Genomic DNA, 12,739 nt, shown 5'->3' on the forward strand with positions numbered 1-12,739 from the left:
GGGGACCACCCGTTCGGACGAAGTCCCCGTGACCAATGCGCGGACCGGGCGCAAAACGGGCCGTGCCGCACCCCCAAGGAGTGCCGCCACGGCCCGTTCGCGTGCGTCGGATTCGCGTACGTCGCGTTCGCGTACGTCAGACGCGGCAGCGCGTCGTCAGCGCCTCGCCACACCCTCCGCGCGGGCCGCCGCGGCCACCGCCGCGGTGACCGCCGGGGCCACCCGCTCGTCGAACGGGGACGGGATCACGTAGTCGGCCGCCAACTCGTCGCCCACCACGTCCGCCAGCGCGTTCGCCGCCGCGATCTTCATGCCCTCGGTGATCCGGGACGCCCGGACCTGGAGCGCGCCCGCGAAGATCCCGGGGAACGCGAGCACGTTGTTGATCTGGTTCGGGAAATCGCTGCGACCCGTCGCCACGACCGCCGCGTACTTGTGCGCGACGTCGGGGTGGACCTCCGGGTTCGGGTTGGCCATGGCGAAGACGAAGGCCCCCGGTGCCATGGACGCGACAGCCTCCTCCGGCACCGTGCCGCCGGAGACGCCGATGAAGACGTCCGCGCCGGCCAGCGCGGTCTCCAGCGAGCCGGTCAGCCCGGCCCGGTTGGTGATCTCCGCGAGCTCCCGCTTGACCTCGGTGAGGTCCTCGCGGTCCTGGCTGACGATGCCCTTGCGGTCGGCCACGGCGACATCGCCGATGCCCGCCTCCAGCAGGAACTTCGCGATGGCCACGCCCGCCGCGCCCGCGCCGGAGATGACCGCGCGCAGCTCGCCCAGGCCGCGGTCGGTCAGCTTCGCGGCGTTCCGCAGGGCCGCCAGGGTGACCACTGCCGTGCCGTGCTGGTCGTCGTGGAAGACCGGGATGTCGAGCCGCTCCTCGAGCCTGCGCTCGATCTCGAAGCAGCGCGGCGCCGAGATGTCCTCGAGGTTCACCCCGCCGAAGGAGGGCGCGAGACGAACGACGGTCTCGACGATCTCGTCGGTGTCCGTCGTGGCGAGCGCGATCGGCACCGCGTCCACGCCGCCGAACTGCTTGAAGAGGATGGCTTTCCCCTCCATGACCGGAAGCGACGCCTCCGGTCCGATGTCACCGAGCCCGAGGACCGCAGTGCCGTCCGTCACAACGGCCACGACCTGGGACTTCCAGGTGTAGTCGTGGACGAGCTCCGGCTGCTCGGCGATGGCGCTGCACACTTTGGCGACACCGGGCGTGTATGCGAGGGACAGGTCGTCCTTGTCGCGGATCGGCACGGTGGCCTGGACGGCCATCTTGCCGCCGCGATGCAGCGCGAAGGCCGGATCGAAGGGCTCCTCGGGAGCACTCTCCGACCCGCTGTCGCTGCGAGGATTGACGATCTCCGCTGCCATTTGGTTGACCCCTTAAGTCTTCATCAGTTGAGGGTGGCCACTCCTGGTTGAGGAGGGGTGGGCGGGCACCGCGTCCGTTCCCTGCCTCAGCGGTTGGCCCGCCTGGCAGGGGGAGGTACGTACGCGCGGGCGCGCCGCACACGCGCCCTGAGCCCCGGATGAGGGGTGTAAACGTCCTTCTTACCTGACGGACGGCACCGCCGACGAGTCGGTATCCACGCGGTGACACGACTCATCGCCGAATATCTGGACACGTCTGGTTCGCGCCCTGAAAACCATCCAGAGCACGAGACGAACCGCAGATCTTCCGGTGGGAAGAAGGCATTCCCGTAAGAGGTCCGGCCTTGATGTACCGGCCTCGTGGGGTTCGGGGGTGACCCGTTACCCGATTTTGACATGCGCGGCCCCCTGATCGGGCGAGTCCGAATGGCAAGATGCCGAAAACACTCAAGGTCGCGACACTCGAAGATGAGCACAACGACCAGAATGTCCGAAATGGCAGCTCCCTCACCCGCCGGAGGATCACGACCATGACCGCAAGCAACACCTGTCGTACGACCGCAACCAGGGCCCGGATCGCCGCGGTCGGCGCGATCGCGGTCGCCGGGTCACTGATGCTCACCGCCTGTGGTGACCAGACGAACTCGGGCTCGAGCACCAAGGAGTCCGGCGGCACCAAGTCCAGCAGCGCCCCGCTCTTCGACAAACTGCCGCAGAAGTACCAGGACGCCGGCGTGATCAAGGTCGGCACGGACGCCGCGTACGCTCCGATGGAGTTCGAGGAGGGTGGCAAGATCGTCGGCATCGACCCCGACATCGCCGCCGCCCTCGGCACGCAGCTCGGCGTCAAGTTCCAGTTCACCAACGGCACCTTCGACGGCCTGATCTCCTCGCTCAACACCGGCCGCCAGGACCTCGTGATGTCGGCCATGAGCGACACCAAGGCCCGCCAGGAGGGCCTGGACGACAAGGGCAAGAAGGTCGGCCAGGGCGTCGACTTCGTCGACTACTTCAACTCCGGCGTCTCGCTCCTGGTCAAGAAGGGCAACCCGGACAAGATCCAGTCGCTCGACGACCTGTGCGGCAAGAAGGTCGCCGTCCAGCGCGGCACGATCTACGAGGAGACCTTCAAGACCCAGGCCGCCAAGTGCAGCAAGGACGGCAAGGGCACGCTCACCATCGAGGCGTTCGACACCGACGCCGAGGCCCAGACCCGCGTGAAGTCCGGCGGCGCCGTCGCCGACCTCAACGACTACCCCGTCGCCGCGTACATCGCGAAGACCGCGGGCGGCGGCAACGACTTCGAGGTCGCGGGCGACCAGACCGGCGCCGGTCCGTTCGGTATCGCCGTCGACAAGGACAACGCACAGCTGCGCGATGCGCTCAAGGACGCCCTGAACGCGATCATCAAGAACGGCGAGTACACGAAGGTCCTGGAAAAGTGGGACGTCAAGAACAGCGCCGTCACCGAGGCGACCGTCAACGCCGGCAAGTAATCCCTGGCGTCAGCCTCAAGCGTTTCACTGAAGGGCAGTCACTGTGACTGACAAGTTCGACAAGACGCCCGCCGACGAGCCACCCAAGGACTCGGCGGTCGTCAAGGTGGCATCCCACCCTGAGCAGATCAAGGCCATCCCGGTGCGGCACTGGGGCCGCTGGGTCAGCGGTGTCGTGGTCGTGGCCCTGCTGGCCCTGCTGATCTATTCGTTCTCGCAGGGCGATGTCGACTGGGGCACGGTCGGGGACTTCATCTTCGACCCCCGGATCGTGACCGGCATGTGGCACACGCTGCTGATCAGCGTGCTGTCGATGTTCATCGGCCTGGTGCTGGGCATCGTCTTCGCCGTCATGCGCCTCTCGAAGAACCCGGTGACGGGCGCGGTGGCCTGGCTGTACATCTGGTTCTTCCGCGGCACCCCGGTGTTTGTGCAGCTGCTGCTGTGGTTCAACCTCGCGCTGATCTTCCCCGTCCTGAACCTCGGGTTCTACAAGGACGAGATGGTCGACGTGATGACCCCGTTCGTGGTCGCCCTGCTGGGCCTGGGCCTGAACGAGGGCGCCTATATGGCCGAGATCGTCCGGGCCGGCATCCAGTCGGTCGACGAGGGCCAGACCGAGGCTTCGCACGCGCTCGGCATGTCCAGCAGCAAGACCATGCGGCGGATCGTGCTGCCGCAGGCGATGCGGGTGATCGTTCCGCCGACCGGCAACGAGTTCATCAACCTGCTCAAGACCTCGTCGCTGGTGTCCGCGGTCCAGTACACCGAGCTGCTGCGCGCGGCCCAGAACATCGGCTCCACGTCCTTCGCGGTCATGGAGATGCTGCTGGTGGCCTCGGTCTGGTACCTGGCTCTGACCAGCGTCTTCAGCGTCGGCCAGTACTATGTGGAGCGGTACTACGCGCGCGGTTCGCTGCGCCAGCTGCCGCTCACGCCGTGGCAGAAGATCAGAAAGAACGTGACATTCCTCAGCAGCCCCAGGGGGGTGTGACATGACCGCCATGGTGAAGGCCGAGGGCGTACACAAGTCCTACGGCCTGGCCCACGTGCTCAAGGGCATCGATCTGGAGGTCGCTCCGCAGGAGGTGTTCTGCCTGGTCGGCCCGTCCGGTTCCGGAAAGTCGACGTTCCTGCGGTGCATCAACCACCTGGAGCAGATCAACGCCGGCCGGCTCTCGGTCGACGGTCAGCTGGTGGGCTACCGGCAGAAGGGCGACAAGCTCTACGAGCTGAAGGACAGCGAGGTCGCGGCCCAGCGCCGGGACATCGGCATGGTCTTCCAGCGCTTCAACCTCTTCCCGCACTTGACCGCGCTGGCGAACGTGATGGAAGCGCCGATACAGGTCAAGGGCGAGTCGAAGGCGGTGGCCCGGGAGCGGGCCGAGCGTCTCCTTGAGCGGGTGGGCCTGGGTGACAAGGGCAAGCACTACCCGACCCAGCTCTCCGGCGGTCAGCAGCAGCGCGTCGCCATCGCCCGTGCGCTGGCGATGGAGCCGAAGCTGATGCTCTTCGACGAGCCGACGTCCGCGCTCGACCCGGAGCTGGTGGGTGAGGTCCTGGACGTCATGCGCGGCCTGGCCGAGGACGGCATGACCATGATCGTCGTCACGCACGAGATGGGCTTCGCCCGCGAGGTCGGGGACGCGCTGGTGTTCATGGACGACGGTGTGGTGGTCGAGGCCGGCAACCCCCGCGACGTCCTGGGCAACCCCCAGCACGAGCGCACCAAGGCCTTCCTCTCGAAGGTCCTTTAACAACACGAGAGGGCGGTACGGACCAGGGGTCCGTACCGCCCTCTCGTGTTGCCCGCAGGGCTACTTCACTGCCAGCAGCAGGGTGTCCGACGGCGACGCCCATACGGCCCTGGCCTCCCCGAACCCGGCCGTGAGCAGCGTCTCGGCGTGCCAGCGCACGGACGGCATCTCGCCGTCGGCGTGCTCGCCGTAGATCTCGTACCGCTTGGCCGTCGGCTCGGCGAGTACGGGGTCCTCGGCCGCCAGGGCCCACCACTCGGACCAGTCGAGCGCGCCGGCCGCCTTGGCGCGGTCCATCTGCGCGTGCCGGTGGGCGCGCTCGGCGGCGTTGATGCGCGGAGTTGTGCGGTCGATCATGTGGTCCGCGTTCATGAAGACGCCGCCCTCGCGCACGAGCGTGGCGAGCTGCCCGTACAGGCTGGCCAGCGGTCCGCTGCACAGCCAGTGCAGGGCGGTGGCGGTGAGGATCGCGTCGTACGAGTCGTACGGCAGCTCCCGCACCCAGTCAGGGTCCTTGAGGTCGGCCGTGACGAGGGTGACGCGCTCGTCGCCCTCGAAGTAACCCCGGGCGATGGTCAACAGAGCGGGGTCCAGATCGACACCCGTGCTGGTGGCCTTCGGGAACCGACCGAGGAGCCGGTCCGTGATACTTCCCGTGCCGCACGCGAGATCAAGCACCCGGGGCTCGGGCCCGACCAGTGCCTCGACCATGTCCAGCATGACCCGGAACCGCTCCTCGCGGTCGGGCATGTACCACTCCTGCTGCCGGTCCCAGCCCTCCTGCCAGGCCCGCCAGTCGGCGCTCGCCCCGGCCACCGTCTCCGTCTCCGCCACCGGAAGCCTCCCGTCCGTAATACCCTCGAAGCATCATCAGCTGTTACTCGACATGAGACCGCCGCGGTAAGGACTACAAGTGGAACTGGCCTATTACTCGGACTACGCCGTGCGCCTGGTCAACACCGAGGAGCCGGCTCGCAACAAGGACTCCCTCACCTCGGTCGAGGCCATCCGCGAACTCTTCGGACCGGCCTCGCAGGCCGCACGCCGTGCCACCGACGCGGACGTCACGCGCTTCCGGTCCGTACGGGGCCGGCTGCGCGCGGTCTTCGCCGCGGCCGACGCGGGCGACGAGACCCAGGCGGTCGACCTGCTCAACTCGCTGCTGCTGGAGTTCCCGGTCAGCCCGCAGATCTCGGGCCACGACCACCGGGACGAGGACGGCCGCCCCAAGTGGCACATGCACCTGGCGGACCATCCGTCCAACGCGACAGCGGGGTACGCCGCGACCGCCGCGATGGGGCTCGCGTTCCATCTCACCGAGTACGGAGTCGACAGGCTCGGCCTGTGCCAGGCAGCGCCGTGCCGCAACGCCTACCTCGACACCTCGACAAACCGCTCCCGCCGCTACTGCTCGGACCGCTGCGCGACCCGGGCCAACGTGGCCGCCTACCGCGCCCGCAAACGCCTTGAGACGGAACGGTCCGACAGCACGGGCCGCACGGCGGAGAACGCCCAGGAGACGATTCCGCGCACCGAGCGCTGATCCTCCCCGAGCGGCCGGTACCTGCCGCGCACCCGCCCCAGCAGCAACTCATGGGGCACGGTGCCGAACACCCGGCTGTCCCCCTCGGCCCCCGGGTTGTCCCCCAGTACCCACCAGCCGTCCTCGCGCCGCTCGACGAGCCGCTTGACGATGAGCAGATCCTGCTGGAGCGGATGGCGCAGCACCGCGACATCGCCGGCCCGCACCTCCGCCCCGTAGTGCACCAGCAGTTGATCGCCGTGCCTGAGCGTCGGGTACATGGAAGGACCTGTCACTTCGGCGACTCCGAACGGCGGTTTCGGCTCCCGCCCCTGCTCAGTCATTCGCCACCTCCGAGTCCCACGGTATGTTCCGCCACCAGTCCCATACTGACCCTGGACTTTTGTCCTAAGCCCTAGGGGGCACTCGCGAAAACAGGTCACTCACGGAGTAATGTCCCACCTGAGAAGACGATCACGAGGAAGGACAGCTCAATGCTCTCCCGCCTGTTTGCCCCCAAGGTGAAGGTCAGCGCCCACTGCGACCTGCCTTGCGGTGTCTACGACCCGGCCCAGGCCCGTATCGAGGCCGAGTCGGTCAAGGCCGTCCAGGAGAAGTTCCAGGCCAACGAGGACCCGCACTTCCGGGCCCGCGCCACGGTCATCAAAGAGCAGCGCGCGGAGCTCGCCAAGCACCACGTCTCGGTGCTGTGGAGCGACTACTTCAAGCCGCCGCACTTCGAGAAGTACCCGGAGCTGCACCAGCTGGTCAACGACGCCCTGAAGGCGCTGTCGGCCGCGAAGGCTTCGACGGACCCGGCCACGGGCCAGAAGGCGCTGGACTACATCGCCCAGATTGACAAGATCTTCTGGGAGACCAAGAAGGCCTGACCTTTCCGGTCACGTCCATCGCGTACGTACGGCAGCACCCGGCATCCGCGCGGAGCCGGGTGCTGTTGTCGTCGCTCCCGCCGAGCTCCGCGCTCAGGCCGGGCCCGCCTCGGCCGTCCCTGCGCTGCGGCTGTGCAGGACCACCATGGCCGTCACCGCCGCGGCCAGCAGCGCGAGCGCGAGCAGTGCGGGGATCAGGACGACCACCAGGCCCGCGCACAGGCAGCCGAGCCCTCCGACGATGAGGACCAGGGACCTGCGTCCGCCGGTGCGCAGCAGGATCGCGGCGGCCGCCAGCAGGAAAATGCCCACACCGCCGGCGAGCGCCCACGCCACCACGCCGTGCAGCGGTTCCGAGAGGTCGTAGTGCTCGCCGTCGGCGACCTGGTGGAGCACCGTCTTCATGCCGAGCGCGGTGAGCACGATTCCCGCGACGAGTGGCAGATGCAGGAAGGTGTAGGCGTCGCGCGCCAGGCGGGTGCGGTCGTCGCCGTCCAGCTCGGTCAGACGGTGCTCGGCACTCTCGCTGATCTGCCGGAAGTACAGTCGCCAGAGTCCGGCAACGACCAGCACTCCGGCGGCGGTTGCGGCCAGCACCGGCGTGGAGATGGGAAGGTCGGCCACTCCGACGCCGATCGCGACGATGGACTCGCCGAGGGCGATGATGACGATCAGGCCGTGCCGCTCGGCGAAGTGCCCCGGTGAGGCCACGCGCCAGCCCGACGATCCGGTGAGGTAGATCCCGAAGTAGTCGATCGCGACCGCGCCGAGCCAGACGAGTACTTGGGCCACGCCGGTGAGGCTGCTGCCGACGAGGAGCAGCGCGAAGGGCGGCGCCACCGACAGCAGCGCGGTACGGCGCAGGGTGGCATGGAGGGCCTGGTCACCGGGGCTGGAGATCCAGTAGGTGACCAGATGCAGTATCCGTACGGCGCCGTAGCAGAGCACGAAGACCAGGGGCGCGTACAGGCCTCCGGGCAGGTCGTCATAGACCTCCGGCACGGTCAGTGAGACGACGAGCACCACCGCCATCACCGCGACGAGGACGGCGAACATGGCTCCGGAGTCGGCTCGTACGACATTGCCCAGCCAGGCGAAGCAACACCAGCACCACCACAGCAGCGCAAGCACGACGGCCGCGCCGACCAGCCGCAATGCCGACGGGTCGGCCGCCATCAGGGCGGTGACCTGGGTGATCGCGTAGACGAACACCAAGTCGAAGAACAGCTCGGCAGGCGTCACCCGATGACTGCCCTCCGTGGCGATCATCCGGGACCGGTCTCTACCTGTCGGCACGGCGTTTCCCCTCTGGAGGCGGCACTCGGCTCGGCCGACTCCGCGCGGAAGGATACGACCACATCATGGCCGGACTCGGGTCTTGACGAAATTGCGCCGAGGGATTTCCGCCCCCAGGCCTTGTCGGCGCCTCCGCTCCAGTGCGTGCCTCGGCCGTGAGGGAGGTCAGGCCGCGGGCGCGTGCAGCAGTGGGCTCTTGTGCCTGCGCAGCCACTGCCGGTACGCCACCGCCCGCAGCGCCGCCTCCCGGTACGCCGCCTCAAGGTCCGCGTACACCGCCCCGTACGGCTCCGCGCACGCCCCGGGTCTGGAGTACAACAGCAGCCGTACCCCGAGCGGGTCGCCGCGCAGCGGCCGTATCGCCATGTCCTCGCGCGGGCCCGAGGTCGGCTGGCACGGCGCGACCGCCTCGCCGATCGCGATCAGGGACGCGGCGGTGAGGTAGTCCCCGTGCAGGACCGGGGGGTTGAGACCGGCCGCGACCAGTACCCGGCGCAGACCGTCCCACTCACCGTCCACCGTCGGGTCGACCATCCAGCGGTCCTCGGCCAGATCGGCGAGTTCCACGACAGGGGCCGCGGCGGCCGGATGGTCGCGTGCCATGGAGACGAACTGCGGCTCGCGATCGAGCAGTACGCGTACGGCGAGGGAGTCCGGCACGAGCAGCGGGCAGCCCTCCACCTCGTGCACGAAGGCGACGTCGAGCTGACCCGCCGCGACCATCCGCAGCAGCGCGTTGGCCGATACGTCCACATGCAGCGAGATGTCGGTGCCCGGCAGCCGCTGCCGCAGCCTGCGCAGCCATCCGGCAAGCACGCGGCTGGCGGTGGAGCCGACGCGTAATCGGGGGCCGCCGGCGCGCGCCGCGGCGGCCTTGGCCTCGACGACGAGTGCTGCCATTTCGGCTACGAGCGGGCGGGCGCGGCTGAGTACCGAACGACCCAGCGGAGTGGGCCGACAGCCCGTGCGTTCACGCGAGAAGAGCTCCGCGCCCAGGGAGTTCTCGATCCGCTGCAACTGGGTCGTCAGGGACGGCTGACTGACGCCCAGTTGGCGGGCCGCCTTGTGCAGGCTGCCGGTGTCCGCTATGGCGCACAGCGCACGCAGGTGCCTCACCTCGAGCTCCATGGACGGAGCGTACGGCTGCACCAACTGCCACACCAGTAACCCTAGTCGGGGTACAGCGGACGGACCGGGACAGGCCGAAGCAGGGGTGATGGGCTGGTGTTATCGGCAGTTGACATCATCCGCGTGAGGGGCGGGCTCCCCGAAACTCTGCCCTACCGAACCCGTTCATCGGAGCTCGGAGTTCATCGGACGAGTAGTAGGAGCCCCCCATGCGTCACCAGAGAACGTTACTCTCCGCCGCACTCGGTCTCGGCCTCGCCGCCGCGCTGGGCGCAGTGCCCGCCACCGCCGCCACGACCGCCGCCTCCCCAACGGCCGTCGCAGCCCCGTCCTCGCACGCCCCGTCCTCGTACGCCGCCTACCAGGGGTCCACGGAGGACGCCAAGGCGACCAGGGCCTTCTTCGACGCCGTCGTGAAGTCGATCGCCGAAAAGCGCGCCGCGAACCCCGGCGCCCAGGCCGTGACCGTCGTCTACAGCACCAGCAACGCACCGAGCTTCCGCAGCCAGATATCCCAGAGCACGCAGATCTGGAACAGCTCGGTGAGCAATGTGAAGCTCCGGGAGGGCAGCAGCCCCGACTTCCGGTACTACGAGGGCAATGACTCCCGCGGCTCGTACGCGAGCACCGACGGGCACGGCCGCGGCTACATATTCCTCGACTACCGGCAGAACCAGCAGTACAACTCCACCCGCGTCACCGCTCACGAGACCGGGCACGTGCTCGGCCTGCCGGACCACTACTCCGGCCCGTGCAGCGAGCTGATGTCGGGCGGCGGTCCCGGCACCTCCTGTCAGAACGCCTACCCGAACGGGCAGGAGCGCGCCCGGGTGAACGCCCTGTGGGCGAACGGTCTGGCGGCGGCGATCGCCAAGGTCTCGTAACACCTCCTTGATGCCCTGGGGGCGCCCGCCGAAAGTGGGGGGCGCCCCTCCGCGTATCCGCGCTTAGGCTGGCGCCATGACCAGTCCGAGTGAGCGTTCCAAGACCTTGTACGCGGCCGTGGGCGGCGCGGACGCCTTGAGTCGGCTGAGCAACACCTTCTACGAGGCCGTCCTCGCCGACCCCCTGCTCGCCCCAGTCTTCGCCGACTTCACACCCACCCATATCGAGCATGTCGCCGTCTGGCTCGCCGAGATCTTCGACGGACCGGCCCGTTTCACCGCCGAGCTGGGCGGCCATCAGGCTCTGCTCCGCGCCCACCTCGGTCTTTCGATCACCGAGGAGCAGCGGCTGCGCTGGATGGAGCTGATGACCGCGGCAGTGGAGAAGGAGTTCCCGGACGACGAGCTGTTGCGCCGCCGGGTGATGGAGTACTTCGACTGGGGTACGAAGATCGCCCGCGAGGTCTCGGCCGACCCGGAGGGCACGGACCTGGGCGACCCGGGCCCGACGCCGCGCTGGGGCTGGAACGGACTGCGCTGAGTCCGTGCGCCGTCTCAGGCGTCGGCCGGGCTGAGCGCTCCCAGCTCCGCGCCCGGCGGCAGTTGCTTCTGGATGCGGGCGAGTGCGTCGCCGAAGTCGCCCCCGGCGACGCCGGATTCGTACGCGGCCCCGCCGTAGTGCAAAGTCAGACTGAGGTCGGCCCGATCGAGCGACCCGTCCTGCTGCGGCTCGCCGAGCGTCAGCAGGCAGCTGAGCGTGGCCCGTTGAACAACACCGTCCAGGTCGACGGGCAACGGTATGTCCCACTCCAGTACGCAGGAGGAGAGCACTCCGTCGGCCCCGACCGGCTGCAGGGCGGCGAATGTCGCCCCTTCGTACTCAACGCCCCTGATGCGCGTGCGCAGTTGCCGTCCGTGCGCCGCGATCGTGACCGCTTCCGCGCCCCTACGGTCGCGGTACCAGCCCGCCCAGACTTCAGTCGACTCCGATGACATGGCGCGGACTGTAGCGGTACGGCACCTTCCGCTGAACAGCCGGGATGCCTCAGGCGGTGCCGACCGCCTTGCCGGGCTCACCGCCGGGCTCACCGTCCGGCTCACCCCCGGGCTTGTCGGCCGGCGCCTCGTCCTGGTACTCGGGGCTCAGCGCGCACCGGGGATTGCGGCAGGGCCCCGGCTCCCAGGTCGGGACGAATGCCCCGAGCGTCTTGCGTCGTTTGATGACCGTGCCGACAGGCTCCCCGCACGCCGGGCATCGGTACTCGGCCTGCGAGCTGCGGACGGTCTCGCGTCCTTCGCTGCCCATAGCTCCAGGATATGGCGGTATGGGCAGCCAGGACAGCCGAGTGACCTGCGCTTCTCAGTCCGTACGGCGTGTGACGAACTCCGCCAGGGCCAGCAGATCGCCCGCCGCCGTCAGATCCGGCACCGCGCGGGCGAGCTCATGGACGGCCCGCGCCATCCGGTCCGCCGCCTGGAGCTGCGCCCAGTCGCGGCCGCCCGCTCGGTCCACGGCCTCGGCGGCGCGGTGTACCGCTGTCGCGTTCATGGGGCCGCGGTAGATCTCGGCCAGCTCCGCGCCGGCCGCGGTGCCCGAGGTCAGGGCGGCGACCACCGGCAGGGACTTCTTGTGGGCGGCCAGATCGGCGCCCGCCGGTTTGCCCGTACGGACGGGGTCGCCCCAGATCCCGATCAGATCGTCGATCAGCTGGAAGGCAAGCCCGGCCTCCCGCCCGAAGGCGTCCATCGCCGCGGCCTCCGCCGCACTCGCGCCCGCGTACAGCGCCCCGAGCGCGCAGGCGCAGCCCAGCAGTGCTCCGGTCTTGGCCGTCGCCATGGCGAGGCACTCGTCGAGCGTGACCTCGTGCGGCGCGCGCTCCTCGAAGGCGCAGTCCGCCTGCTGCCCCGCGGACAGCTCGATCACGCAGGCCGCGAGCCGTTCCGACGCGGCGGCCGACGCCGGATGCCGGTCCTCGGCGAGCATGCGCAGCGAGAGAGCGAGCAGGGCGTCGCCCACGACGATGGCGTCCGCGGTGCCGAAGACGGACCAGGCGGTGGGACGGTGTCTGCGGGTGGAGTCCTCGTCGATGACATCGTCGTGGAGCAGGGTGAAGTTGTGCGCGAGCTCCACCGCGGCAGCCGCGCGCACCGCCTGCTGCGGGTCTCCGCCGAGCGCCCGCGTCGCGGCCAGGACGAGCGCGGGTCTGATGGCCTTGCCCGCCGAGCCCGCCGCCGGGGTGCCGTCCGCGTGCTCCCAGCCGAGGTGGTACATCGCGACACGGCGCATGGAACTGGGCAATGACTCGACGGTGGCACGCAGTTGGGGATCGACGGCCGTGCGGGTGCGTTCGAGGAGGACGGCGGCCTCGCGGGCCCCGACGATCTCCGGCATGGTCAA

15 protein-coding genes are annotated in these 12,739 nt (G+C 69.1%); 7 read left to right on the forward strand and 8 right to left on the reverse strand.

Annotated features, from left to right (window positions below; all coding sequences use genetic code 11):
• Window positions 1-156 precede the first annotated feature (156 nt).
• Window positions 157-1,368 (reverse strand): NADP-dependent malic enzyme, encoded by a 1,212-nt coding sequence (locus tag ACI2LP_RS10695; RefSeq protein WP_360873329.1) that lies wholly within the window; start codon window positions 1,366-1,368, stop codon window positions 157-159.
• A gap of 530 nt (window positions 1,369-1,898) precedes the next feature.
• Between ACI2LP_RS10695 and ACI2LP_RS10700 the strand changes: the two genes are divergently transcribed.
• The 3 genes from ACI2LP_RS10700 to ACI2LP_RS10710 are packed head-to-tail and all read left to right on the forward strand — an operon-like array spanning window position 1,899 to window position 4,621.
• Window positions 1,899-2,864, forward strand: coding sequence for an ABC transporter substrate-binding protein (locus ACI2LP_RS10700; protein WP_404724152.1), 966 nt, complete (start codon window positions 1,899-1,901; stop codon window positions 2,862-2,864).
• A gap of 43 nt (window positions 2,865-2,907) precedes the next feature.
• Complete coding sequence (locus tag ACI2LP_RS10705; protein ID WP_404724153.1) at window positions 2,908-3,858, forward strand: amino acid ABC transporter permease; 951 nt, start codon at window positions 2,908-2,910, stop codon at window positions 3,856-3,858.
• Window position 3,859: 1 nt separating this feature from the next.
• On the forward strand, window positions 3,860-4,621 hold the full coding sequence (locus tag ACI2LP_RS10710) for an amino acid ABC transporter ATP-binding protein (RefSeq protein WP_404724154.1): 762 nt from the start codon (window positions 3,860-3,862) through the stop codon (window positions 4,619-4,621).
• Between the two features lie 60 nt (window positions 4,622-4,681).
• Here ACI2LP_RS10710 and ACI2LP_RS10715 read toward each other — a convergent pair whose 3' ends face one another.
• On the reverse strand, window positions 4,682-5,455 hold the full coding sequence (locus ACI2LP_RS10715) for a class I SAM-dependent methyltransferase (RefSeq protein ID WP_404724155.1): 774 nt from the start codon (window positions 5,453-5,455) through the stop codon (window positions 4,682-4,684).
• A 79-nt stretch (window positions 5,456-5,534) separates the two neighbouring features.
• Here ACI2LP_RS10715 and ACI2LP_RS10720 point away from each other — a divergent pair, with 79 nt between their 5' ends.
• Window positions 5,535-6,164 carry a CGNR zinc finger domain-containing protein gene (locus ACI2LP_RS10720; RefSeq protein ID WP_404724156.1) on the forward strand — a complete coding sequence of 210 codons (630 nt, stop codon included), beginning with the start codon at window positions 5,535-5,537 and terminating at the stop codon, window positions 6,162-6,164.
• Here ACI2LP_RS10720 and sodX read toward each other — a convergent pair.
• Window positions 6,068-6,487, reverse strand: a complete 420-nt coding sequence (gene sodX, locus ACI2LP_RS10725) for a nickel-type superoxide dismutase maturation protease (RefSeq protein ID WP_404724157.1) — start codon at window positions 6,485-6,487, stop codon at window positions 6,068-6,070. The two genes, ACI2LP_RS10720 and sodX, sit on opposite strands and share 97 nt — an antisense overlap.
• A gap of 150 nt (window positions 6,488-6,637) precedes the next feature.
• Here sodX and sodN point away from each other — a divergent pair, with 150 nt between their 5' ends.
• Window positions 6,638-7,033, forward strand: coding sequence for a superoxide dismutase, Ni (sodN, locus tag ACI2LP_RS10730; RefSeq protein WP_215095254.1), 396 nt, complete (start codon window positions 6,638-6,640; stop codon window positions 7,031-7,033).
• Window positions 7,034-7,126: 93 nt separating this feature from the next.
• Here sodN and ACI2LP_RS10735 read toward each other — a convergent pair whose 3' ends face one another.
• Window positions 7,127-8,329, reverse strand: a complete 1,203-nt coding sequence (locus tag ACI2LP_RS10735; RefSeq protein WP_404724158.1) for a low temperature requirement protein A — start codon at window positions 8,327-8,329, stop codon at window positions 7,127-7,129.
• A gap of 165 nt (window positions 8,330-8,494) precedes the next feature.
• Entirely contained in the window at window positions 8,495-9,457 is a 963-nt protein-coding gene (locus tag ACI2LP_RS10740; protein ID WP_404724159.1) for a LysR family transcriptional regulator, read from the reverse strand.
• 209 nt (window positions 9,458-9,666) lie between these two features.
• On the opposite strand from ACI2LP_RS10740, the gene snpA reads away from it, so the two are divergent.
• Complete coding sequence (snpA, locus tag ACI2LP_RS10745) at window positions 9,667-10,341, forward strand: snapalysin (protein WP_404724160.1); 675 nt, start codon at window positions 9,667-9,669, stop codon at window positions 10,339-10,341.
• Window positions 10,342-10,417: 76 nt separating this feature from the next.
• Window positions 10,418-10,882: a group II truncated hemoglobin gene (locus tag ACI2LP_RS10750; RefSeq protein WP_404724161.1), complete on the forward strand. Its 465-nt coding sequence runs from the start codon at window positions 10,418-10,420 to the stop codon at window positions 10,880-10,882.
• A gap of 14 nt (window positions 10,883-10,896) precedes the next feature.
• Here ACI2LP_RS10750 and ACI2LP_RS10755 read toward each other — a convergent pair whose 3' ends face one another.
• The 3 genes from ACI2LP_RS10755 to ACI2LP_RS10765 are packed head-to-tail and all read right to left on the reverse strand — an operon-like array spanning window position 10,897 to window position 12,733.
• Complete coding sequence (locus ACI2LP_RS10755) at window positions 10,897-11,337, reverse strand: DUF6304 family protein (RefSeq protein WP_404724162.1); 441 nt, start codon at window positions 11,335-11,337, stop codon at window positions 10,897-10,899.
• A 49-nt stretch (window positions 11,338-11,386) separates the two neighbouring features.
• Window positions 11,387-11,647: a hypothetical protein gene (locus tag ACI2LP_RS10760; protein ID WP_404724163.1), complete on the reverse strand. Its 261-nt coding sequence runs from the start codon at window positions 11,645-11,647 to the stop codon at window positions 11,387-11,389.
• A 54-nt stretch (window positions 11,648-11,701) separates the two neighbouring features.
• Window positions 11,702-12,733, reverse strand: coding sequence for a family 2 encapsulin nanocompartment cargo protein polyprenyl transferase (locus ACI2LP_RS10765; protein WP_404724164.1), 1,032 nt, complete (start codon window positions 12,731-12,733; stop codon window positions 11,702-11,704).
• Between the last annotated feature and the right edge of the window lie 6 nt (window positions 12,734-12,739).

It is taken from the genome of Streptomyces sp. NPDC019890 (assembly GCF_044903445.1).
GTDB lineage: Bacteria > Actinomycetota > Actinomycetes > Streptomycetales > Streptomycetaceae > Streptomyces.